Genomic DNA, 25,297 nt, shown 5'->3' with positions numbered 1-25,297 from the left:
TTATGAAAAAATCAGTTGGTAAACAACGATTACTCTATCGAATAAGAAAAATAACACTATTTCAGTTCGTCTTGTCACTTGTGTTTTCAAGTGTAGCTCTGGCTAACAATGTAAATGGACAAAGAAAATTAGATACAAAAGTCACCATAGCTGTTGAAAATTTAAGTCTAGATAATGTTTTATCTAAACTTCAAAAGTCTGCACATGTAAAATTTTCATACAATTCAAGATTACCTCAGTTAAATCAAAAAATTAGTATACAGGCTCATCAGGAAACATTGTCAAGTATTCTCAACCGAATTCTGAAACCACTCAATCTAACTTATACAGAAATAAGCGATCAGATTATCTTGCAAAATAATCTAAAATTTGAGAGTCATACCGATCCTGTTATTAAAGGAAAAGTTACAGACCAAAATGGAGCACCCCTGCCTGGGGTAACAATCACGGCTAAAGGAACTAATACTATCGTAGTCACTGATTTTGATGGTAGTTTTTCTATAAAAATACCTATAACCTGCCACCATCTGATCGCTTCTTATGTTGGAATGGAGACCAAAGAAGTTGAAGCAGAAAGTACTTTTCTGACGATAGTTTTAAATGAAGTAGAAAAAAGCTTAAAAGAAGTCATAATTACAGGTTATGAAAAAACATCAAAAAGAACTTTTACAGGAGCTGTTAGTAAAATTCCCAATGAAGAACTTAAAGTAGACGGAATTGTTGATATAAGCAGGGCAATAGAAGGAAAAGCGGCAGGGGTTATTGTACAGAATGTTTCAGGAACTTTTGGTGCAGCTCCAAAAATTACAATTCGCGGATCTTCTTCAATTTTTGGAGACACAAAACCATTATGGGTTATTGATGGTATTGTTCAGGAAGATATTATTAATGTATCGGCATCTGATTTGGCCTCCGGAAATTCTGCAACATTATTAACCTCTTCTGTTACCGGAATCAATCCTAATGATATACTGAGCATTGAATTTTTGAAAGATGCATCTGCAACTTCTATTTATGGATCAAGATCCCTAAATGGGGTTGTGGTTGTAACTACAAAGCAGGGAAAAAAAGATTCTGCTTTGAAGATAACATATTCATTAGATCAAACGGCCAGAACAGTACCTAATTATAGTCAATATGACATCTTGAATTCAAAAGAAACAATGGGTATTTTGAAAGAAGTTGAAGCAAAAGGATTTTTAGATCTTCCTTCAACTGCACAGGGGCGTTATGGAGGGGTTTATAATATTTTAGCCAGAGGAATTAATACTTATATTCCCGAAACAGACAGCTATTTAGTAAAAAATGACAGGGCTGGACGTAATGCTTTTTTAAGAAAATATGAATTAGCCAATACCAATTGGTTTAAAGTACTGTTTAGACCTTCGATTGCCCAAAATCATTCCTTGAGTTTTTCGGGAGGAGATAAAAATAATGCTATGTACGCTTCATTAGCTTTTTATAATGATCCGGGATGGAGTATTGCTGATCATGTAAAACAACTTTCATCAAACTTAAAAGGTACTTTTTATGTTAACGATAAATTAGATATTACATTAACCACACAGGCTTCTATAAGGAATCAGGGTGCTCCTGGAAGTTATGATAGTGAAAAAGATATTGATTTTGGATCGAAAACCAGAAATTTTGATATTAACCCTTTTAAATACACCTTAAATACAAACAGAACACTAAGGCCTTATGATGACAATGGAAATTTAGAATATTATAGAAGTAATTGGGCGCCAATTAATATTTTAAATGAACTTGCAAATAATTTCATGGAAATTCAGGTAAAAGACATTCGTTTACAAATGGATTTAGATTATAAAATTAATCCTTACCTAACTTATAATTTTACCGGTTCAGCCCGTTATGCCAACACTGACAGAGAGCATAAAATTCTTGAAAATTCAAATGTAATAGGGGCTTATAATGCTGCAGAAACAACTATTGTAAGAGACGAAAATATATTTTTATATCAGAATCCAAATGATTTAACAGCTCCAAAAGTTTCAGCGCTGCCAAACGGAGGAATCTTAAGAAAATTTACAAACGACCTGACTTCCTATTATATAAGAAATAGTATAAACTATAAACGTATTTTAAATGAGAAACATGAATTTGAGGGATTGTTTGGTACTGAGTTAAGGTCTCTAAATAGAAACAGTGACAATTTTACTGCCTATGGGTTACAATACGATAAAGGCCTTACAGGTTTTACAGATCCAAGAATATTAGAAAAAACTATTACCGAAGGAGATTCGTATTTTGGATTTAATGAAGAAAGAGAAAGAACGGCAGGTTTTTTTGGAAAAGCAGGATATACCTACAATCGACGTTATACAGCATCTGTTACCGGGCGCTATGATGGTTCAAACAGACAAGGCAGTAATACTTCATCCCGCTGGCTTCCTACCTACACTTTTAGTGGAAAATGGAATATTAAGGAAGAGGATTTTATGAAAGAGGTTGAACCTATAAATAATTTAGCATTAAGAGCTTCTTACGGACTTACCGCTACGGCAGGACCGGCTACCAATTCATTAGCAATTTATAAAAGTTATATCACGAACCGTTTAAATCTTGATGACAGGGAATCTGGTATTAGTATAGACCAATTGCAAAATGCAAATTTAACATGGGAAAAACAATTTGAAACCAACTTAGGTTTTGATCTTGGTGCATTCAGTAACAGAGTGCAATTAACTACAGATGTATATAGCCGTAACGCTTATGATTTAGTTGATTATGTAATAACATCAGGAATTGGCGGACAAAAAATAAAACAAGGCAATAATGCCGATATGAAAACCAAAGGTCTTGAGATTAGTCTTGCCTCTAAAAATATAGTTACTAACAATTTTAAATGGTCAACCAATATTAATTTTTCTATATATAATCAGAAAATTACAAAACTGGGGAGCCAGGCAGCAGCTTATGATCTAATCGAAGGATCAGGAGGAAATACTATTGGTCATCCAAGAAACGCTCTGTATTCTTATCATTTTACCGGATTAAATAATCAGGGTCTGCCAACTTTTATAATGAAAGACGGACAATTGGATAACGTTGCCGGTGCAAATTTTTTTGATAATGATAATGTAACTAAATATTTAAAATACGAGGGATCTATAGAACCTAATAAATCTTTTGGACTTTCAAATACGTTTACTTACAAAAGTTGGTCATTATACGTTTTTGTTGTTGCATCTGGAGGAAATAAAGTTCGTTTAAATCCTGTTTATTCAAGCGAATATAATGACTTAACTGTTTTTACAAAAGATTTTACCAATCGCTGGATCAGTCCCGGAGATGAAAACAGAACCAATGTACCCGTAATAGCAGATAAAGCTTTGATTAATAATTATGATGCTCAGTCCAAATCATTAGAAATTGCTTATAACACATACAATTTCTCAGATGTGCGTATTGCAAATGGGGATTTTGTCAGATTAAAAAATGTATCCTTAAGCTGGGAATTCCCGAAAACTTTGAAGGAAAAATTAAGAGTAACAACTTTTACATTAAAAGGATCAGCAATTAATCCATTATTAATTTATTCTGATAAAAGATTAAACGGCCAGGACCCTGAATTTCGTAATACGGGAGGTGTAGCATTACCTGTTACAACCCAATATACATTTGCCCTAAATATTTCATTATAATCTATAAATTTTTATGAAAAAGTTAAAAATTATACCAGCATTATTACTGCTTATAACTATTAGCAGTTGTGATAATTTTCTTTCTGAAGTACCCGATAACAGAACACAAATAGACACACCTGAAAAAATTTCCGAATTATTGGTTAATGCTTACCCTGATGCATGTTATATGGAGTTTGCCGAAACCATGTCCGACAATGTTTTTGACAGCGGTGATCCAGGATTATTTGTACCTCTGAATACAGAAAATTACAACTGGGAAATGAACAACAGAACAGACATAGACAGCCAGGCCAATTATTGGAATGCCTGTTATAATGCAATTGCACGCGCAAATAAAGCACTTGAAGCTATTAAGCAATTGGGCGGTCCTGCAAGTCTTAATCCGCAAAAAGGTGAGGCTTTACTGGCCAGGGCTTATGCACATTTTATGTTAGTTTCTTTTTGGTCTAAACGTTATGATCCTGCTACTGCCGATACCGATTTGGGAATACCATATGTAACAGAGCCAGAAGATGTGCTGATTAAAAAGTACAAAAGAAATTCTATGCGTGAAGTTTTTGATTATCTTGAAAATGACATAGAAGAAGGCTTAAAATATGTTACAAACGAATACAATCAGCCAAAATTCCATTTTAATAAAGATGCTGCCAAAGCTTTTGCATCACGCTTTTACTTAATTAAAGGAAATTGGAACAGAGTCATTGAACTTACAAATGAATTAACTGCTAACCCGGAAGGAAAACTAAGAGATTACAGCTCTTATCTGAATCTTGATTATGATACTCGTTCCAAAATTTATGCTGACCAGAGCCAGGAAACAAATTTATTAATTGCCTCAGTATTGTCTTTGTATTCAAGATCTTTTTATCAAAACAGGTTTCAGCTTACAGTAGCCAAAGAAGGTGAAATCTTAAGTTCCTCAACAAACATTTTTAATAAAGACTGGTTCATTACAAGTACAACTTACAATTATGTTACATCATTCGTACCCAAATTTAGTGAATATTTCAAATATACAAATTCCAGTGGAACTGGTGGTGACGGATTTGATGCAATAGTATTATTGAGCAATGATGAATTTTATTTAAATGGAATAGAAGCACTTGTGATGACAGACAGAATAGATGAAGCAAGGGCAGCATTACAATATTTTATCGGAACAAGAACGGCAGATTATGATCCGGCAGCCGATATTTTGACAAATGAATTAATAGTTAGTAAATATCCTGTAATTCAAAATGAATATACTCCTTTTTATGCTTTAACCGATCTGCAGAATTCATACATAAAAGCAATAGCAGAACTACGCAGGAGAGACTTTATACATGAAGGCATCAGATGGTTTGATATTAAACGATTTAATTTAGAGGTTAAACACGAAATATACAATGGACCATCAAATGTTTTAACTAAAAATGACAATCGCAGGGCGTTACAAATACCACTTCAGGCATCAGCAAATGGTATCGAAAAAAATCCAAGATAATTTAACATCAAGCAAATGAAAATAGTAAAACAATATACAATGACATTTTTGGCATTAGCAGCAATTGCTTTTGCAGGATGTACACATGAGGATCTGCCTGAAGGGAGTGATTTAGATGTCTCAAATCCTCCTCAGTCAACATTAGATGAGTGGATTACGACTAATTATTTTAATCCTTATAATATAAATGTCCAATACAAATGGAACCCGAATAACGTTGACCTAAATACTTACCTGTACCCGCCGGAGGAAAATAAAGTACAGCCCGCTTTAGAAGTTATACAAAAAATCTGGTTAGATAGTTATCAAACAATTGCCGGTCCTGATTTTATAAAGAAAATTGCTCCCCGGGAAATTGTATTGGTTGGGGGAATAAGTTTGGATTTAAACGGAGTTACTACTTTGGGGCTGGCAGAAAGCGGGCAAAGAATAATACTTTTTGAAACTGATAAAATAGATAAAACGGACAGGGAAAACGTAAAAGAATTTATTCATACAATTCAGCATGAATACATTCATATTTTGAACCAGCATAAACCATACGATGAAAAATCTATGGCAAAAATAACACCATCCGGTTACACGGCCAGCTGGTTTGATACCTCAGATAAGGATGCTAATGAACAAGGGTTTATTACAGCTTATGCAAAAATGAATATTAATGAGGATTTTGCTGAAATGGCTTCTGTTATGCTGATTAATTCTAAAGATGAATATGAGGCTATTTTGGCAGGTATACAAAATGAAGACGCTGTTGCAGCCATAAGGGCCAAAGAAGCTGTTGTTGTCAAATATTTTGAAAAAGAATTCGGCGTGGATTTTTATGCTTTAAGGGATGAAGCACAAAAAAATACTACTGCTGTACTGAATGGAAATTAAAACTAATTTAAGTTAGGATAACTTAAAAAGAAAACATTATGAAAATAAAAAATATATTTAAGTTTCTAATTATTGCTTTTCTAACAGCACAATTAGGAGCCTGTGTTAGTAATGAAGCAGAACAAAAATTTGATCAGACACCTGCTGAAAGATTAAATGCCCGCGAAAAAGAACTTAATGATCTCTTGCTTTCGTCTGAATATGGGTGGAAAGCAGTTTATTTTACAGATAACACACAGCTTGGCGGATTTACACATTTGTTTAAATTTTCTGCTGACGGAAAAGTAGCCATGGCATCTGATTTTGACAGCAATACCAGTACTTATAACAGTGATTATAGTATTGAGATTGGGAGTACGATTAGTTTAGTGTTTACTACTAAAAACAGAATACACCTGTTATCTGATTCAAATAATTTTCCTGTGCCCGGATTAAAAGGCAGAGGATACGAAGGAGATTTTCAGTTTTTATATTACGGAGAGGAAAATGGCGAAATCATTTTTAAAACCAAACGCAGCTTTGAAGAATTACGCTTCGTAAAAGCAACTGCTGAAGATTGGACAGATCTGGAACTAAATACAGAAATGGCTCAAAATATAATAGGTTCAGATAAACGTTCTCTTTTTAGATTATTGGAAATTAATGATGGTACCAATATCCATAAACTAGATTTTAATTATGCTCCCAGACCCCGGTTTGCAATTGCAAATTCTGTAGAGCAGGGTTACAATATGAGTTATAATATGGGTATTGCGTTTACAAAAACAGGTATTATTGTGAGTCCGCCAGTAGTGGTCAACGATCAGAAATTAACTGAATTTATTTATGATGACAGCACAGGTAGTTTTACTGCAACGGGTACAAATGGTGTGAGTGCTGCAATTAAATATACTGATAAACCTTTGATTTTAACGGATGATTATACATTACTATTGCCCGGAATTGGAAATGGAAATAATGCCTATGCTTATATACATGATTATACAGAACTTGAAGGAGCAAACTCTGCATTATTTTTATCTTTATTAAATGATATAGAGGAAGCTAACGGTGAACCCCTGCAAAGAGCACAGTTTTGGTTTAATAATGCTGATGGCACTAATTATGTAGAATACAGAATTGGAAGCGTAATATATTATCATTACTTTACTTTAAAAGCAGATGATGTAAACAAAACAATCACATTTATTCCTGATGCCTGGAAATCTGGTCGTAATCCCAAATCACCAACAATCACAGCCCCTTCTTTTTTAAAAACACTCGATGATGAATTTATGAATCCTCAAGGTCTTTATTTTGCAGAAATACCGGTTGTTGGTTATAGGGCTTATACTTTTACAAGTACAACAACCCCTTTTAGAATGGTTGCTTACTCATTTCAATAATTAATTTAAATACGATTTAAAAAGAAAATAATCATTACAAGATTCAGAAAAGAGGACTTCCAAAACAAAGATTCACACTCCTGATGATGAAAATTACACTCAAATACAAAACGATCCGCATTATACCATTATTTCTCCGGCAAATGCGAGATTAAACAATCCCAGTCTGTACTGTACCTACAGTATTTTAAAAAAAGTCGTCTCAATTTAAAACTTGAGGCGGCTTTTTGATTTTTTCATATAAACAAAAATTGTTAAAGACGTAAATTCAGGTATAATCAGCCGCCTGTTTTGTTTTATTAAATTCAGGAACCAATAATTGGTACATTGAAATATATAAATGCTTAAAATTTATAACTTATTCCTGCCTTCAGGAAAAAAGGGGTACCGGGAGTAAAATGAATTTCTTCTACACCAGTCGTTTCATTCTTTAATCTGGATTCTGTGGCAAACTGAGTTTCATTCCATTTTGAATTGAATATATTTTCAATCGATACTCCAAAAACTATTCTTTTAAATGTATAATTTATATTGAAATCAGAGATAAAATATCCTTTTGCAACAATCGAATTATCTTCGTTGGCTGGACGATTTTTCATGTATCGGTAACGTAAACCTCCTGAAAAACCTTTCCAGTTTTGAAAACTTAGCCCTCCCGTGGAAGTAAAATCCGGGGCCAGCGGAATGTAATTTTTCCCTTCAGGCTCATTAATACTTCGTGCATATGTATAATTGGCATCCAGATTAAAAAAGAAATAATCACTTAGCTGATAGCGAACTCCCAAATCAAAACCAGCCCGCCTCGTTTCTCCGCTTGGCTCAACAACTCCTGCATCGCCTACGTATACAAACTCTTGCTGCAAATACAAATACCACAAGGCCGAATTAACAATTAATCTTGGAAACGGTTTCCAAATCGTGCCTAAATCTGTACCAACTGCAGTTGGTAAAATTTCTTTTCCATTATTTGCTGTCACAACTCTGGCATCATTCGAGTGAAACCCCATTCCTGTTTTGAGATAAAATTGTAAATCATTATTTTGTGAGTAAACAAAATTTAGTTTTGGCGATACTTTTACCTTACTTTCGGTCTGTGTTTTGTAATTAGCAGCCAGCTTATCCTGATACCCAAACTTAAAATAATCCAGTCGAACAGCAGGATTAATCAGCCACTTACCCAAACGAATCTCTGAGTTTAAATACGTAAATATATTTGACTCATCAATATCGCCTAATTTAATTTGTTCTAAAGTGGTTTTTCTATTCAATGTATGTGACAATTCGGTATTGGCTGCAGCATCGTTTCTCACACCAAATCCCAGTTGAAATAATAAATCAACGGATTCTTTATGAATGTTTTTATTCAGCTCTGCATTGATTCCGAAAAGATTTCTATCTTCTTTTTGCTTAATCTGATCCCCATTTACAGGATCTTCCAGAAAAAAAGTAAAATTCGAAAACAATTCGAATTTATAATTTGAATAAAAGGTATTGGCTTTCAAAAAAGTATTCTCATCGACCGGTTTAATCAATGAAACATTAAAATTAGATCTTGAAGTTGATCCGCCTTCTGTATCATCTACAGATCCAAATCTCGAAATCGTTCCGGCATCCACCAATCGCTGCGGCACTTGTCCTGAGGCATCCCATTTGCTGGTGAAACGGGAAGCTGTAACTGAAAAACGGCTGTTATCTTCTAAAACAAAAGAATATTTTCCAAACAAATTAATTCTGTTAAAATTTTGAGGCGAATCAAATGGTCCGTCAGTAAGAATATATTCGGCAGCAATATAAGCACTTTGCTTTTTGTTATTTCCCAAAAGATCAAACAAACCTACTGTTCTAAAAGTATTAAACTGCCCTGCTTCTATTCTAATACTGCTAAAATCGAGTTTTTCTTTTGTTCCAAAATCAACATATCCGGCCGTTGCAAAATCACCTTTGTCTGCATAATACGTTCCTTTTCCAAAATCTATTTTCTCGACCGTTTCCGGGATAACAAAATGTAAATCGGCATAACCTTGTCCATGCGCATGAGAAACCATATTTACGGGCATTCCATCCACATTAATTGCAATATCAGTACCATGATCGATGTCAAAACCCCTTAAAAATATTTGTTCTGCTTTACCCCCGCCGGCATGCTGTCCAATAAACAATCCCGGTACTTTACGCAAAATTTCCTGCGAAGAATTCACCGGAGTGGTTTCCAGATCAATTTTAGAAATCACATTAATTGCCGCTATTTTAGACTGAATAACCACTTCTTCCAGTTTAAAACTATCACTTTCCATCACAATACTAATTTCAGAATTGGTAATGGCATAAATCATTTTTTTGTACCCAAATGCAATTATATTCAGTACATCTCCAATATTAGATTTATCAATATTAAATACTCCGGTTTCGTTAGTATGCGAATGTGTATTTGATTTTGGATTAGTAATCGTGGCGTTTTCTATTGGTTTTCCGTTTTCATCAATAACAATTCCTTTTTGAGTCTGGCTGAAAGTGGTTAAACTAAATAATAATGCGAAGGTAAAAGCATGTTTTCTCATATTTAAATCAATTGGCACTTTAAAAACAGTTCAGGAAATGGTAGATTGGTTTGTATTCTTTTTACGTTTGATCCAGTAGTGTCCTCCAAAAATAGTTAAGGAAAAAAGTGCTAACATAAAAATTCCCCAAGGAGCAAGCCCATAATTATTTTGTATTAGGATTGATATCTTATTTGGTTTTTCAAAAACCCGTTCCGAAATCCAGGCCAGGGAAGCAATTCCGGCTAACAGTGCCCATACAACTCTAACCCATTTATATACAGGAGTCTGACTCAATAGAATTAGCCATGGAATTATGAGAATAACTACAAACATCTGCATTATTTCTATACCAATATTAAAACTCAAAATACTTAAAGCCATAACACCTGCATCTAAATTTAAAACGGAAAGTACTGTCGCAAAAGCCAAACCGTGCACTAACCCAAAACCAGCTGCAACATAAACTTCTTTGTTTGGAAAAATAGGATAAATGGCATGTATTGCAGAAATTAAAATAGAAACAGCAATTAAAATCTCAACAGGTTTCACCGGCAGGTTAACCCAGCCTGATGCTCCAATTAAAAGTGTAACAGAATGTCCAATTGTAAAAGCGGTGACAATTTTCAGCAATCGCATAATGCTGTATTTGGTTCCTCCAAAATTTCCCCATTGTTTTCGTTTTATCACCAGAGGGGCCGGTAATAATAAGACAAGCAGAAACAATAGATGATCGGTGCCTTCACGTATATGTTCCATTCCTAAAAAAAACATTCCTTTGAAACCTGTCCACCAATTACCTCCTTTTTCTAAATTTATTTCTAATGGATAAATAAGCGATGATTGGGTGTCTACTCTTATAACGCCAGCTTTTACAGGCTCTTTGTTTGTTTGTCCCAATTCCCAGTCACTACGAATAGAAACCAAAGCACTATGGGTGACCAATTGATGCATAATTACATCATAATCAAAAATGAATTTTCGGGTACTTTCTCCTGTTGGGGGAATAAGAACAAGTTGTACAGTAATTTCCTGATATTGCCCGCTCCCTGTTTGTTCAGCTTTTCCAACAATCATATTGGTCACTTCAACTATCCAGGGTTTATTTTTTTCAGTCATTGGATGAATATGCGCTAATAAATATTCTTTGAGCTGTGATCCAAATTTTTCAATTAAATGCTCAGGGTCTTTTGTAATTTCATGCCCAAAAGCAAGTTCTAATTCCCCAAGAGGCAATTGGAGTTCGACAGAAACCGCTTTAGGATTTACATCTAATAATACAATCGTACTTGGTGTTTGATGCGCAAATATTCCTTGAGAAGTACAGCACATTACCAATGTTAAAAAGAAAAACAACCTCCATCCCAAAGGATGGCGGTTGCTTAAAATTAATTTATGAATCATAGTTTCGTATTATTTTACAATCCGATATAATCACGGGTATGATCTCTAAAAACGGTATGATAATGAATTCCTGAAAGCACTACTCCGCTTTGGCATATAAATTCTATCCAAACACTTGGCCCATCAATTCTCACATAGTCAGTATTTGCTGTTAGAAAACTACTTGCACTTCCTGAAACACCACTATTATTGCTCGCATAGGTTACATAAGTATTGGCCAATTCATTCGTATATAGGGTCGTAAATGTCGCTGCTGACGCTGCATCTACATCATTAATCCAAGGCAGCATTGCTGCTAAAACTTTTGCCTGGGCAGCTGTACTTAATTCGCTTACCTTAATCCCTAATTTTGTAGACGGGAAAGTATTTGTTGTAGAACCAGGTACCATTAAACAGTCAGAAAACGTTGAAGAAGTTTTCGCAGCAGCTAATTCGGCAGTTGAAAAAGAAGCAAGCATATTTGCCATTGCAGCTTGTTCCGATGCTAATGGACTTGTATATGTTGTACCGCTGTAAGTAAAAGAACCTGCCGGCTCAACCGCTTCGTGCATAGGCGTAATACTTGTTACAGCTCCTGCATCATAAGTAATATTTTGAGCGTAATGATGCCCGCCAAACTGCAGCATCCATTTTCCGGTTGTACTTGGTGTCCCTAAAAATGCAATTACATAATTACCTGACGAATACCCGGATGCCGTTGTTCCTAAATAATCATCTGCTGTTCTAATTGTACTAAATTCATCATACCCTTCGCCAGAATCAGTACCTGCAGCCGCTTTAATTAATGCTAATGCAGCTGTTTGCTGAGCAGAAGTAAGACTGCTAAATAATAACCCATTTCTACAGGATAAGGCACAAGGCAGATTAGACCATCTTTTGGCATTGGAAAGATTTAGTGTAAGCATCACTGATGTTTGCTGCGTTGTAGTTAATGTAGCCAAAAAAGCATTGGCTAAACAAACTACTTTTGTAACTCCGGTTTCTGAAGAGCAATCTACCGTAGTGGCAGAATTTACCGTTAAAGTAATGGTTACAGTCTGCCCTCCAAATGTAATTACAAAACTGGCAGTCCCTGATGATGCAGGTGTTCCTGTAATAGTGTACGTCAGGCTGCCGGCACCGTTTGCAAGTGTTCCTGCCGTCAGGGTAGCTGTTAATCCGGTGACACCAGTTGAGGCAATAGCTGTTCCTGCTGAATAAGACACGCCGTTACCGCCTGTGTAAGGGAGTGTAGCAGTTCCTGTATAAGCAACATTAATAGTGGCTGTTGAAGAAAAAACAGCAGATCCGCTTACAAGTGTCGTAACCGAGGCTGAACTAGAAGAGTCATCATCACTTTTGCTGCAGGCAAATACAATTGCTAAAAGGAAAGCAATAACTCCTAATAAAATTAATTTTGTTTTTTTCATAGTAATTTATAGGTTTAAAGGTTTATTGGATTTTCAAACTTCAAAATTATATGATTATTTCAGCGGGGTTCTTTTTTGTGGCCAACAGTACTTTTGTAGTGGTAAGTAAATGAAAATCATCCCCTTTTCTTTTCACAACAATATACACAACTACATTTTCCCATTTCACCACATTTTTTTTGCTGCTGTTTAATATTGTATAATTTTACATCATTATGCAAGAGAAACTAAAATCATATTTGTTTTTAATTATAGGAAGCTTAGTCTTTCTGTTTCTTCCTCTATTGTTTTCTCCTCGTCCTCCTGAGGAGGAAAATTATTTGTTTACAAAAGCTACCCAACGGGATTTTTTAGCCAATTTGTTAATGCTTCTTTTCTTTTTTCTTAATTTTTATGTTTTGATTGAAACTCTTTATATAAAAAAGAAATATGTTTTGTATGGTTTTATTATTATCATTTGTTTATTGATTGTTTGTATTGTACCGTCTATCCTTACAGGTCATAATCCTTTTACCCCGCATAATGAATTTCTTCCCGACATCCATAAACCTGACAGGGATTTTATGCCTAAAAAACGTCCAAACGGATTCTTTTTTCTCGAAGAAATCAGGCATCATATTTTTCTATTTACAGCCGTAATTTTTTCTTCTGCGTTTCTTAGGGAAAAAGTTCGGAACAAAGTCATTGAAAACGAGAAATTACAAGCAGAACTTTCCCATCTTAAAACACAAATTCATCCTCATTTTTTATTCAACACTTTAAATAGTATTTATGCTTTGTCTATCAAGAAAGACGATAAAACTGCCGAAACAATTGTAAAATTATCGGAGTTCATGCGCTATTTGCTTAAAGATTCTAATCAGGACGAAGTACTTTTAGAAAAAGAGATTACCTATATTGACAATTATATTGATTTACAAAAATCTCGATTGCGAAATGCGGTCGATTTAGAATATAAAACCAACGGCGATTTTTCAAAGTACAAAATTGCACCATTATTATTATTCCCGTTTATAGAAAATGCTTTTAAATATGGGGTAAACCCTGATGAAAATTCAGTTATAAAAATAGCAATTGAAGTATCTGAAAACCATTTAAGTATGACGGTTTTTAATCACAAAGTAAGCATTATAAATATAGAATCTTCAAAAATTGGCCTGCAGAATACCTATGATAGATTACAGTTATACTACCCCAAAAAGCATACTTTAAAAATTGAAGAAAATGAACATATTTACACTGTAAATCTAAGAATTGAACTAGTATGATAACAGCAATTGCATTAGACGACGAATTACCGGCACTGGAAGTTTTAGAAGCTTTTTGCAATCAAAGCAAAGAAGTGAATTTAATAAAATTCTTTACAAAAACGCAGGATGCACGGTTTTACCTGGAAGAATATCCGATAGATTTACTTTTTTTGGATATCAATATGCCTTCTGTCTCCGGAATTGATTTTTACAAGTCAATCTCACAACAAACAACAGTAATATTTACAACGGCTTATGCAGAATATGCTGCAGAAAGCTATGAATTGAATGCTGTAGATTATTTAATGAAACCATTTAGTTATGACCGCTTTTTGAAAGCTATTGATAAAGTTAAAAAGCTAAATCAAATTCAAAAAGCTGATAAACAAAATTATATTCTTTTTCGTGTTGATTATGGTTTGACCAAAGTGTTACTATCAGATATTTTATACATCGAAGGATTAGATAATTATTTAAAAGTACATATCAAAAATCAAAAGACTTTGGTTGTAAGAATGACAATGAAAATGTTATTAGAAAAATTACCTTCGCAAGAATTTTGCAGGGTGCATCGTTCTTATATTGTATCCCTATCTTATGTACAGTCTTATCGCAATAAAATTATAAAAATTAACGATCAGGATATTCCGTTAGGGAATAATTATGAGACTGATTTTTTACAGATATTTAATGATTTATCTCAGTAATATTCAGGAAATAATTAAATTTCTTTATATCCCACGGTTGAAACCTTGGGATACAAATCTCATAAAAATATAATGTCCTTCAATGGTTTCAACTGCTGGCAATACTTATAATAAATTGAGTTTTACTTTGTTTGAAAAATTTTCCAGTGTGTATCTTTTCTTATTTACTTCTCCATAACAATATACGCAGGATATGATTCACGATTGGGCAAATCAAATTCTTCATCAAAAGGTTGTGTGCCTTCTCTATTATTGTATAATGCCACACGTTTTACACCAGCTGCTGTGCTGCCGCCAATACCATTAATAACGTTTTGAATATTACCCGGGCCAGCAAAACGGGTGATACACATTTTTTCGAGTTTCACATTTGGGTTGTTAGGCGCTTCAAAGCCATTTTTCTTATTCACATTACCATCAGTTCCTGTAAAAACTGCATAAGAACCCATTCCTATACTATGATAATCTTTTACAGTGTTCGCTATTTTAAATGCTGCATAACCATCAACTTTACCTCCCTGACTGCTCCAGCTTGCTTGATTTGGAGCATCGTATGGCGGTTCATTTTGGAAGAAATAAGTTCTGCCGCGTTCTCCTAACCATAAAACTTCATATTCCTGAAAATGTTCTGTAAACAAAGCATAAAGTGTAACATCATTTCCTGCAACAATAAGTCCGTTTTTACATCTGTCCCTTGTCCATCGCAAATCTCCGCCTTTCTGCGAACCATGATCGGCACGCCACAACCAGAAGTGATCGCCCGCCACATTACTGCTGTTTATTTGCATAGCTGTATGTATCTGAATATTTTTTGACTGAACCCCGCCTACTCTACAAGTAATATCTGATAGCAAAATCGGATTTGCTGCATGGTCTGCTTTTGCACCTTCCTCACCAATTCTAACCTGATACGTTGTACTATTAAATGAATCTGTAAGAAGTCCGGCAATGATAATTCCATCCTTGTCATCAGCATAGATACATCCCCAAATATTTTTCTCAGTAGGCTCCAGTGTAACCGAAGCTATACCGGCACCCAGAAGGATTGCATCTTTTCTATTTACCTGAATAGGCGCATTCAACGCATAATGCCCCGGTGTAAAAAATATATTTTTACCTGTCTTTAATGCATTATTGATTTCTACATCGGTGTCACCTTCTTTAGCAACGTACCAATCAGTAAGTAAATCTTGAATTTTACCTTTTCCTATATCAGTTGACGACCATGAAACTCCTACTCTATCTTTTTGCCATGCCGGAACAAATACTTTGTATTCACCATCATTATCCATAAAAAGAAAAGGTTTTTCTCTGATAACAGGTGTAGTAGGAATTGGAGAGTTGACATCATCTGCTTGCGGAGGATTAACACAGCCTTGCCAAACCATATTATACGAGCCTCCCATAGCTCCTGAGTCCGACGGAAAAATAGTATTTCTCGTGTACCATTGCTGCTGTCCGCCCCAATTTGGTCTGTTTGATGTATAATGAGTATCGGCAATAAAACCGCCGCTGCCCCAAAAGTTGGTGTTTCCAACATCTGAAATATATTTTGAAGTACTTTCAATCAGCATTCTTCGTGCGCTTGTTGATTGAGAAACTGTCCAGGCAAAATCCCGTATTACTTCTACATTTTCTACAGAACGCCAAAATGTACACGTCGCATTTGCCCCGCCAGAAAGGTGAGGTCTTGTGAAGATAGAACCCAATTTAACATCTGATGGCACTTTGCCCAAACCTCCAATGTGAGAGTAGAACCCTAATTCTATTGAATTGGCCTCTGCCGATGATGCAGAACCCAACCCGCCTGAATCATAAGTCTGGCCATGAACATTTGCTTTAAAATAATAGGCCTGACGTTTTGTTGTCCATTCACCATTTGCTCCGCCCATGCCAATAGCACTAAATTGCGAATTAATATCAATTCGTGCAGTTTCAGCTTTTTCATATTTTCTATCGTAGAAATACATATTACTGCCAAAAATTTGGTTTTCCAGCGAAACTATTATTGTTATATCGCTGCGAGTAATTTTATAATAGTTCTCGTATTTATCTTTGTTTGGTTTATTATCTGTAAATGTCAATTTTGAAGTCGAACCCACCGACACAAAATTGGATGCCAGACGACTGCCTCCTCTTGTAATCACATAATTTCCCGAAGAGCCAAATGCCGGCCACGATAATGTTATGTTATGCTTTTTCTTGTTGTAAACAATTTTACCTTCTGTTTTATTCTCCTGTTTTTTCTTATCAGATGAAGATGAACTGGATGCTGCAAAACTGCATAAAATCAGCATAAACACAAATGCTGTAAATACTGAGGTTAACTTTTTAATCATAAAAATTGTTTTTGGTTTAATAGTTTTTAGGGTTCCTAAAATAGTCATAATCTTTAACCTGTATCTTTCAATTTTCTTATCAAAAACTATACAACGGTGCCAAATATGCCTTTTAATAGCATAAATAAACCGTATACGATATTCTCATTTTTTAATAATAGATTTTTTTTGCGCCCAATAGAAATTAGAAAATGAAAATAATACTACTCTATATTGCTTTAGCCTTTTCAGCAGCAGCCGCAGCACAAGAAAACTCAATTGATACAGACCCCAATGCTGAAAACAACCAGTATATCTTATATAAAGAAAATGCGCACGCTTCTTATTATCATGATAAATTTAATGGAAGAAAAACAGCAAGCGGTACAAGATTCAACAATGATGAGCTGACTGCTGCCCATAAAAAACTTCCTTTTGGCACAAAACTTAGAGTTACAAACGAAAAAAATAATAAATGTATTATATTAGTAGTTACAGATAGAGGACCTTTTATTAAAGGAAGAGAAATTGACTTAAGCAAAAGAGCTTTTATGAACATTGCTTCAAATATAAAGAGCGGTTTAGTTTATGTAAAAATTGAGATTATAAAATAAAAATCTTGTTCATTATTTTTTATTATTGATATTTTTAGAAAAGAAAAAACAGAATGAGATCATTTCTACAAAGTAAATTTTAAATTCGTTCACTTTTTACTGCAAAAACAACTTTCATCATGACCAGAATCTGGTCTGTAATTCTGCTCAAAACTTAAATTAATTTCTGCCGAACACGCACGAAACAACGATTAAGCGAAGTTTCATAAATGTTAACAAAATAGATTTTCAAAAACCATAAATAATTGTATTTTTACGGTTCAAAATTCAGAAAATAAATGGGCAAAATCATTGCGATTGCTAATCAAAAAGGAGGCGTTGGAAAAACTACAACATCTGTAAATCTTGCAGCCTCATTAGGTGTTTTAGAGAAAAAAGTATTATTGATCGATGCTGATCCTCAGGCAAATGCTACATCTGGCCTTGGGATTGATGTAGAATCTGTTGAAGTTGGTACCTACCAAATACTTGAACACAGCCATACACCAAAAGAAACTGTTATACAATGTACAGCACCAAATGTTGACGTTATTCCTGCTCACATTGACCTTGTTGCCATCGAAATCGAATTGGTTGACAAAGAAAACAGAGAATATATGCTTAAAAAAGCATTAGAAAGTGTAAAAGACGAATATGATTATATCATTATCGACTGTGCTCCTTCATTAGGTTTATTAACCTTAAATGCTTTAACAGCTGCCGACTCAGTAGTAATTCCAATTCAATGTGAATATTTTGCACTTGAAGGATTAGGAAAATTATTGAACACTATAAAAAGTATTCAAAAAATCCACAACCCTGATCTTGACATCGAAGGTTTATTACTTACAATGTATGACTCAAGATTACGTTTATCTAATCAGGTTGTTGAAGAAGTTCAAAAACACTTTAACGATATGGTTTTTGATACCGTTATTCAGCGAAATGTAAAATTAAGCGAGGCACCAAGTTTTGGAGAAAGTATCATTAATTATGATGCTACAAGCAAAGGGGCCGTTAATTACATTCATTTAGCTCAAGAAATTATAAAGAAAAACAGTAAATAGTTTTTATGACAAAAGCAATTAAAAAACAAGCCTTAGGAAGAGGATTATCAGCGTTATTAAAAGATCCGGAAAACGACATTACATCAGTAGAAGACAAAAATGCTGACAAGGTTGTTGGAAATATTATTGAGCTTGAAATAAGTGCTATCGAAATAAATCCGTTTCAGCCTAGAAGCAATTTTAATGAAGAATCATTGCGCGAATTAGCCACTTCTATTAAAGAACTTGGTGTGATTCAGCCTATTACTGTTCGAAAATTAGATTTTAATAAATACCAGTTAATTTCTGGAGAGCGTCGTTTGCGTGCTTCAACTTTAGTTGGTTTAACTCATGTTCCGGCATACATTCGTATTGCTAATGACAATGAGTCTCTTGTTATGGCACTAGTTGAAAACATTCAGCGTCATGACTTAGACCCAATCGAGATCGCACTTTCTTATCAGCGTTTAATTGACGAAATTCAATTAACACAAGAGCAAATGAGCGAGCGCGTTGGAAAAAAACGTTCTACAATTGCCAATTATTTACGTCTTTTAAAACTTGATCCAATTATTCAAACTGGTATTCGCGATGGTTTCATTAGTATGGGACACGGCCGTGCCATTATTAATATTGAAGATTTAGACGTTCAGACTGATATTTACCAAAAAATCGTAAGTCAAAATTTATCTGTTCGTGAAACAGAAACTTTAGTAAAAAATTATCACGAAAGTTTACAGCCAAAAGCAGAAGGAAAGCCTAAAGCAGATTCTTCGTTTGTGGTTAGGGAAACACAAAAAAACACTTTCAATGATTATTTTGGTTCGAAAGTTGATATAAAAGTCGCTGGTAACGGAAAAGGAAAAATCACAATCCCGTTTAATTCTGAAGCCGACTTTAATCGAATTATAAAATTAATAAACGGATAGTGAATAAAATTGTCCCCATAAGTCTATTGTTCTTTCTCATAGGAACCGTTTCTCTTTTTGCCCAGGCAAAAAAAGACACGGTTTTAGTCGTTAAAGACACAACTGCATTAATAGAAATAGATCCGCTTACACCTGCAAAAGCAGCTTTCTATTCGGCTATTTTACCTGGTTTGGGTCAGGTATACAATAAAAAATACTGGAAAGTCCCGCTCGTATACGGAGCAATTGGTACAAGTTTATACTTTTATATTGATAACAATAAAAAATATCATGATTATCGTGATGCCTACAAACGAAGATTAGAAGGCTATAATGATGATAAATACCAATATCTTGACGAAAGCAGACTTATTGCCGGTCAGAAATTTTATCAGAGAAACAGAGATTTATCTGCCTTATTTGTTGTTGGCTTTTACGTTTTAAATATCATTGATGCCAATGTTGATGCGGCTCTGATTCAATTTAACGTAAACGAAAGATTATCACTTCGTCCAGAAATTTATCCCGCCGATGTAACATTTAAACCAAATGTCGGACTAACTTTTAATTATCGTTTTTAAATAGTTTCTTCTATTTAAAAATTCACAAATACATACAAAATGAAAATTGCGCTTTTAGGATACGGAAAAATGGGTAAAGTAATCGAACGAATTGCTTTAGAAAGAGGTCATGAAATTGTTTTAAAGAAAGACGAATTCAATACATATGACGGACTTTCGACTGCAGATGTTGCGATCGACTTTAGTGTTCCGTCAGCGGCAGTCGACAATATTACTGCATCTTTTAATGCTAATGTCCCTGTAGTTTCAGGAACAACAGGATGGCTGGAACATTATGATGAAATGATTGCTCTTTGCAATGAAAAAAAAGGAGGCTTTATTTCCAGCTCAAATTTCAGTCTGGGCGTGAATATCTTCTTTGGGTTAAATGAATATTTAGCCAAAATCATGAATCAGTTTGATTCTTATAAAGTTACGATGGAAGAAATTCACCACATTCACAAACTTGATGCTCCAAGCGGAACTGCAATTTCTTTAGCACAAGGCGTTATTCAAAACAGTGATTATTCGAACTGGACTTTAGATGAAGCAAAAAAAGGTGAAATTCATATTGAAGCTAAAAGAATTGGAGAAGTTCCGGGTACACATACCGTAAACTACGATTCTGCTATCGACAGCATTGAGATTAAACATACTGCCCACAATCGTGAAGGTTTTGCCCTTGGCGCCGTTATCGCAGCAGAGTGGCTTGCAGGAAAGCAGGGAATTTTCACTATGAAAGATGTATTAAACTTACAATAAATTGATAAAAATTCTGGATTAAACCAAACATTCAATCCAGAATTTGAAACTTAAAATACTATATTATGACTCTTTACTCTTGGTTCGTATTTTTCTTAGCTGTTCAAATTATTCATTTCGTTGGTACTTGGAAATTGTATCAAACAGCAGGGAGAAAAAGCTGGGAAGCGGCAATTCCGGTATATAATTCAATTGTTTTAATGAAAATTATCAGCCGCCCAACCTGGTGGACATTATTACTTTTCATTCCAATTATTAACTTAATTATGTTTCCGGTTGTTTGGGTTGAAACACTTAGAACGTTTGGCAAAAAATCAACTTTAGATACTATTTTAGGGATTTTTACTCTTGGTTTTTACATCTACTATGTAAATTACACACAGAAATTAGAATATAACGCTGACAGAAAATTAACTCCTGAAAACAAAACAGCAGATACTGTAAGCTCTTTACTTTTTGCAATTATTGTTGCCACTTTAGTACATACTTACGTTATTCAGCCTTATACAATTCCAACTTCTTCCTTAGAGAAATCATTATTAATTGGAGATTTCCTGTTCGTAAGTAAGGTAAATTATGGCCCAAGGGTTCCAATGACAACTATTGCGCTGCCAATGGTTCACGATTCTATCCCGTTAACGAAAAGAAAATCATATTTAAGCTGGCCGCAATTACCCTATTTCAGGCTTCCGGCTTTTGAACAAATAAAAAGAAATGACATCGTAGTATTCAACTGGCCGGTTGATACGGTACATTATTTTTATGAGCCAAAAGGAAGACCGGGTGTTATTAAACCAATCGATAAAAAATCAAATTATGTAAAAAGATGTGTTGGTATTCCTGGCGACAGTTTATCAATTAAAGACGGCTTAGTTTTCATCAACGGAAAAAAACTTATTTTACCTGAAAGAGCAAAACCTCAATATTCTTATTCTGTAGCTTTAGACGGAAAAACATCTATTGATTTTGAATCTTTATTTAAAGAATTAGACATTACAGATCCAGCAGGTTTTAGAACTGAAAAAAGAGATACGCTTTATTTTAGAGCTCTGACCGAAGCAAGTGCTGAACGTTTAAGAAATACTCCTGGCGTTACTGCTGTAAAAAGAGAGATTGACAAAGGAAATGACAATGCCATTTTCCCGCATATCAACAAATGGAATCAGGATAATTTTGGCCCAATTTATATTCCGGAAGCTGGTAAAACAGTTGCTTTAACGAATACATCTCTTCCGTTTTATAAAGAGATCATCACGAATTACGAAGGAAACACTTTAGAACTAAGCGGCTCTAAATTTATCATAAACGGAAAAGAAACAAACACTTATACCTTCAAACAAAATTACTATTGGATGATGGGAGACAACCGTCACAACTCTGAAGATAGTCGTTATTGGGGTTACGTTCCTGAAAATCACATTGTAGGAAAACCAGTTTTCATCTGGATGAGCTGGGACACAAACGGAAAAGGTATCAACAAAATTCGCTGGAGCAGAGTTTTCACTACTGTTGACGGTGAAGGACAGCCGCAATCGTATTTCAAATATTTCCTAATTATTCTTGCCCTATACTTTGTTGGAGAATTTTTCTGGAGAAAAAGAAAACAGAATAAAGCATAAAAAAAACGTTAATTCGTTGAACTGGTAAATCGTTTAATCGTTTCTTAAAAGTACGGTTAAACGATTTACCGATTAAACAAAAAAAAATAATCATGAATTCCTTATTACTTCCTACATATTTTCCATCAATTAGCCACTTTGCAGTTATGGCTCAATCTGAGAATATAACTTTTGAAATGGAAGATAATTTTCAAAAGCAGACAAATAGAAACAGAACGTATATCTATAGTCCGAATGGAATTCAATTATTAAACATTCCTGTTAAGCATTCTAAATCTGCGCATCAAAAAACAAAAGATGTATTGATTGAAAACGAATTTGACTGGCAGAAACAGCATTTTAAATCCTTAGAGGCAGCTTATAGAAGTTCTCCGTTCTTTGAGTATTTTGAAGATGATATCGTGCCTATTTTCGAAAAGAAACATACTTTCCTTATGGATTTAAATATGGAAGTTTTTGACACGGTTACAAAGTGTCTCCGAATGAAATTAGAATTTGGCAAAACTGCTGAATATTTTCATGAAGTTGAAAATATTTCTGATTTCAGATACCTGGCAAATGGAAAAAAAGATCAAAATTCTTTTGAAAAATATACTCAGGTTTTTGATGACAAACATGGTTTCATCAACAATTTAAGTGTTTTGGATTTACTTTTTAACGAAGGTAAGTTTGCAATGGATTACTTAAAAACTCAGCAACTAATATAAGTTATAAGTCAAGACTTATGAGTTTAAAGTTTGAAGTGTAATGATTTATAACTCATAACTTAACTCATAACTTTTTTTAAAACTCTCTACTAAAACTGTTCTATTGAAAGTCTGGTCATTATTGGGTAATGATCTGAATTTTCAAAATCAGAAAAGCTTTCGAACTGCTTTACTTTCATTTTAGTATCTGTAAAAATATAATCGATTCTGGCCGGATAATATTTAAATTTATAAGTCGCTCCAAAACCTTCTCCTGCTTCTTCAAAAGCATCTTTAAGTTTTCCTTTAATATTACGGTAAACGTATGAAAACGGACTGTTATTCATGTCTCCGCAAATAATAATCGGATTCTTGCATTGTTTGATGTTTTCTTTAAAAATTTCAGCCTGTTCCTGCTGTTGTGTAAAACCTTTGCTTATTCTGGCATAAATACGCTGAGATTTCTGCTGGTTTACCTTATCAATATCATCAGAGATCTCACTTACATCAGGAGAAATTTTAATCGACTGCAAGTGCATATTATAAACACGAATTACGTCTTTCCCGCGTTTAATATCAGCATAAATCACATTATTATCTGATTTAGGAAAAATAATATTGCCTTCGTTTATAATTGGAAATTTAGAAAATATTGCCTGTCCGGTTTTAATCTGGTTTCCGTCAATAAAAATATAGCGGTGCGGATACACTTTTAAATCCAGATGCGCTGAGTTTGAATATTCCTGAATACATAAAATATCCGGGTCTTTTTCATCAATAAATGCTTTTATATTTTCCGGGATATCATCACGGTCCAGCCATTTAAAGACATTAAAAAGGCGCACATTATAACTCATTACAGAAAAATCCCTTTCGTCTTTTACGTATTCTTTAGCCGAGAATTTATAAAATTTGCTAATAAAAGTAATTCCGGTAAGCAAAACCAAACCAGATAAAATAAGGCGTTTTTTAAACTGAATTGCCCAATATAAAAAGAAGAGTCCGTTTGCCACAAAAAAGGCCGGCATAAACAAAGTAAGCACCGATAAAAGCGGAAAGCTCTTAGGTGCTAAAAACGGCAAAACATAGACACTAAATGTAAGCACAGTCAGTACTATATTCAAAAAGAACATTATTTTATTAAACCACGAAAGGTTTTTCATATTTTTTTGCTAAGGATTATTTTCCAGCTTTAAATAAAAACTCTTTTTCTTCTTTTGTCAGGCAGTCATATCCAGACTGGCTGATTTTATCTAAAATCTCATCAATTTGCTGCTGCGTTTTGTCTTTTGTAACAATTCTCGATGAAGTTTTTTCTGTAGGTTTTTTGTAATTTTTATGAACTTTTGTAAATGGGGTCGTTGGGGATTTTCTAAAAAGATTAGCAAAGAAATCTAATGTTCTAGAAACAATAATACTTAAATCTGTACCATTCTGAAGTAATTTTATATAGGCAAATCCAAAGAATGCGCCTGCCAAGTGCGAAATATGCCCGCCCATATTACCTGAACGTAATTGCACTAAATCTAAAATCAAAATTACAGCCGTTATATGCCAAAGTTTTACGTTTCCGAATAAAAACAAGCGAACATTCATTAATGGAAAATAGGTCGTAGCAGCAACTAAAATTGCCATTATTGCAGCCGATGCGCCAACTATTGAAGCAGAAGTTCCTAAAACATAAAAACTTAAGACAAAAACAACTCCAGCAAAAAGAGCACTTAAAAGATATAGTCCTAAATACTGTTTCTGATTAAAAAAAGTCAAAAACAAATTACTTGCAAAGTTCAAGACCATCATATTAAATAACAGATGCAAAAAATCGAAATGAAAAAAAGCATAAGTTAAAAATGTCCAGGGCTTAAACAAGAATACTTGAGGATCTGAAGACAGAGCCAGCCAATTTGGGTAAGCAAATGCTCCAGCAAAATTCGGCCAGAAAAATACTAAAGAAATAAGAAAACAAGCGATGTTCCAATAAATAACCTGCATCGCAATGCCGCCTAATTTATATTGAAGTTTTAAATCGTCAAGAATATTCATAAAGTCTTCTTTTGGTTTTTAAATTTAATTAATT

19 protein-coding genes are annotated in these 25,297 nt (G+C 34.2%); 13 read left to right on the top strand and 6 right to left on the bottom strand.

Annotation, left to right across the window (positions count from 1 at the left end; all coding sequences use genetic code 11):
• Positions 1-2: 2 nt before the first annotated feature.
• Genes LUU93_RS10455 through LUU93_RS10440 form a run of 4 tightly spaced genes read left to right on the top strand, consistent with a single transcriptional unit; the run spans position 3 to position 7,421 of the window.
• Positions 3-3,668 carry a SusC/RagA family TonB-linked outer membrane protein gene (locus tag LUU93_RS10455; protein ID WP_232680956.1) on the top strand — a complete coding sequence of 1,222 codons (3,666 nt, stop codon included), beginning with the start codon at positions 3-5 and terminating at the stop codon, positions 3,666-3,668.
• Between the two features lie 13 nt (positions 3,669-3,681).
• Positions 3,682-5,157, top strand: a complete 1,476-nt coding sequence (locus LUU93_RS10450; RefSeq protein WP_232680952.1) for a RagB/SusD family nutrient uptake outer membrane protein — start codon at positions 3,682-3,684, stop codon at positions 5,155-5,157.
• Positions 5,158-5,172: 15 nt separating this feature from the next.
• The gene (locus tag LUU93_RS10445) at positions 5,173-6,036 is read left to right on the top strand and encodes a substrate import-associated zinc metallohydrolase lipoprotein (protein ID WP_232680951.1); all 864 of its coding nucleotides are present in this window, start codon (positions 5,173-5,175) and stop codon (positions 6,034-6,036) included.
• A 38-nt stretch (positions 6,037-6,074) separates the two neighbouring features.
• Positions 6,075-7,421 (top strand): DUF4302 domain-containing protein, encoded by a 1,347-nt coding sequence (locus tag LUU93_RS10440; RefSeq protein ID WP_232680950.1) that lies wholly within the window; start codon positions 6,075-6,077, stop codon positions 7,419-7,421.
• Between the two features lie 344 nt (positions 7,422-7,765).
• Here the strand turns inward: LUU93_RS10440 and LUU93_RS10435 are convergent, their stop codons facing one another.
• Genes LUU93_RS10435 through LUU93_RS10425 form a run of 3 tightly spaced genes read right to left on the bottom strand, consistent with a single transcriptional unit; the run spans position 7,766 to position 12,771 of the window.
• Positions 7,766-9,979 (bottom strand): TonB-dependent receptor, encoded by a 2,214-nt coding sequence (locus LUU93_RS10435; protein ID WP_232680949.1) that lies wholly within the window; start codon positions 9,977-9,979, stop codon positions 7,766-7,768.
• A 30-nt stretch (positions 9,980-10,009) separates the two neighbouring features.
• The gene (locus LUU93_RS10430) at positions 10,010-11,362 is read right to left on the bottom strand and encodes a HupE/UreJ family protein (RefSeq protein ID WP_232680948.1); all 1,353 of its coding nucleotides are present in this window, start codon (positions 11,360-11,362) and stop codon (positions 10,010-10,012) included.
• A gap of 14 nt (positions 11,363-11,376) precedes the next feature.
• The gene (locus LUU93_RS10425; RefSeq protein WP_232680946.1) at positions 11,377-12,771 is read right to left on the bottom strand and encodes a DUF3500 domain-containing protein; all 1,395 of its coding nucleotides are present in this window, start codon (positions 12,769-12,771) and stop codon (positions 11,377-11,379) included.
• A gap of 398 nt (positions 12,772-13,169) precedes the next feature.
• On the opposite strand from LUU93_RS10425, the gene LUU93_RS10420 reads away from it, so the two are divergent.
• Both LUU93_RS10420 and LUU93_RS10415 read left to right on the top strand, forming a co-directional pair.
• Positions 13,170-14,039 carry a sensor histidine kinase gene (locus tag LUU93_RS10420; protein WP_232680944.1) on the top strand — a complete coding sequence of 290 codons (870 nt, stop codon included), beginning with the start codon at positions 13,170-13,172 and terminating at the stop codon, positions 14,037-14,039.
• On the top strand, positions 14,036-14,728 hold the full coding sequence (locus LUU93_RS10415) for a LytR/AlgR family response regulator transcription factor (protein ID WP_232680942.1): 693 nt from the start codon (positions 14,036-14,038) through the stop codon (positions 14,726-14,728). The genes LUU93_RS10420 and LUU93_RS10415 overlap by 4 nt, the downstream gene beginning before the upstream one ends.
• 164 nt (positions 14,729-14,892) lie before the next feature.
• Here the strand turns inward: LUU93_RS10415 and LUU93_RS10410 are convergent, their stop codons facing one another.
• Positions 14,893-17,067: a pectate lyase-like domain-containing protein gene (locus LUU93_RS10410; RefSeq protein ID WP_232680941.1), complete on the bottom strand. Its 2,175-nt coding sequence runs from the start codon at positions 17,065-17,067 to the stop codon at positions 14,893-14,895.
• 191 nt (positions 17,068-17,258) lie between these two features.
• On the opposite strand from LUU93_RS10410, the gene LUU93_RS10405 reads away from it, so the two are divergent.
• The 7 genes from LUU93_RS10405 (at position 17,259) to LUU93_RS10375 (ending at position 23,241) form a co-directional block, all read left to right on the top strand.
• Complete coding sequence (locus LUU93_RS10405) at positions 17,259-17,660, top strand: septal ring lytic transglycosylase RlpA family protein (protein ID WP_232680940.1); 402 nt, start codon at positions 17,259-17,261, stop codon at positions 17,658-17,660.
• Between the two features lie 278 nt (positions 17,661-17,938).
• Positions 17,939-18,706 (top strand): ParA family protein, encoded by a 768-nt coding sequence (locus LUU93_RS10400; protein ID WP_232680938.1) that lies wholly within the window; start codon positions 17,939-17,941, stop codon positions 18,704-18,706.
• A gap of 5 nt (positions 18,707-18,711) precedes the next feature.
• Positions 18,712-19,614 carry a ParB/RepB/Spo0J family partition protein gene (locus LUU93_RS10395; RefSeq protein WP_056200983.1) on the top strand — a complete coding sequence of 301 codons (903 nt, stop codon included), beginning with the start codon at positions 18,712-18,714 and terminating at the stop codon, positions 19,612-19,614.
• Entirely contained in the window at positions 19,614-20,174 is a 561-nt protein-coding gene (locus LUU93_RS10390; RefSeq protein ID WP_232680936.1) for a DUF5683 domain-containing protein, read from the top strand. Before LUU93_RS10395 ends, LUU93_RS10390 begins: the two co-directional genes overlap by 1 nt.
• Before the next feature lie 39 nt (positions 20,175-20,213).
• A complete protein-coding gene (gene dapB, locus LUU93_RS10385; RefSeq protein ID WP_232680935.1) occupies positions 20,214-20,915 on the top strand; it encodes a 4-hydroxy-tetrahydrodipicolinate reductase in 702 nt (233 codons plus the stop codon).
• A gap of 65 nt (positions 20,916-20,980) precedes the next feature.
• A complete protein-coding gene (gene lepB / locus LUU93_RS10380; protein ID WP_232680933.1) occupies positions 20,981-22,534 on the top strand; it encodes a signal peptidase I in 1,554 nt (517 codons plus the stop codon).
• A gap of 92 nt (positions 22,535-22,626) precedes the next feature.
• Positions 22,627-23,241 (top strand): WbqC family protein, encoded by a 615-nt coding sequence (locus LUU93_RS10375; protein WP_232680932.1) that lies wholly within the window; start codon positions 22,627-22,629, stop codon positions 23,239-23,241.
• An 89-nt stretch (positions 23,242-23,330) separates the two neighbouring features.
• Here LUU93_RS10375 and LUU93_RS10370 read toward each other — a convergent pair whose 3' ends face one another.
• Both LUU93_RS10370 and LUU93_RS10365 read right to left on the bottom strand, forming a co-directional pair.
• A complete protein-coding gene (locus LUU93_RS10370; RefSeq protein WP_232680931.1) occupies positions 23,331-24,383 on the bottom strand; it encodes an endonuclease/exonuclease/phosphatase family protein in 1,053 nt (350 codons plus the stop codon).
• A gap of 16 nt (positions 24,384-24,399) precedes the next feature.
• On the bottom strand, positions 24,400-25,263 hold the full coding sequence (locus LUU93_RS10365) for a rhomboid family protein (protein ID WP_232680929.1): 864 nt from the start codon (positions 25,261-25,263) through the stop codon (positions 24,400-24,402).
• Between the last annotated feature and the right edge of the window lie 34 nt (positions 25,264-25,297).

It is taken from the genome of Flavobacterium soyae (assembly GCF_021245985.1).
GTDB classification, from domain to species: domain Bacteria; phylum Bacteroidota; class Bacteroidia; order Flavobacteriales; family Flavobacteriaceae; genus Flavobacterium; species Flavobacterium soyae.
The sequence above is the reverse complement of the archived record's forward strand: the minus strand, read 5'-3'. Positions and strand labels throughout refer to the sequence as shown.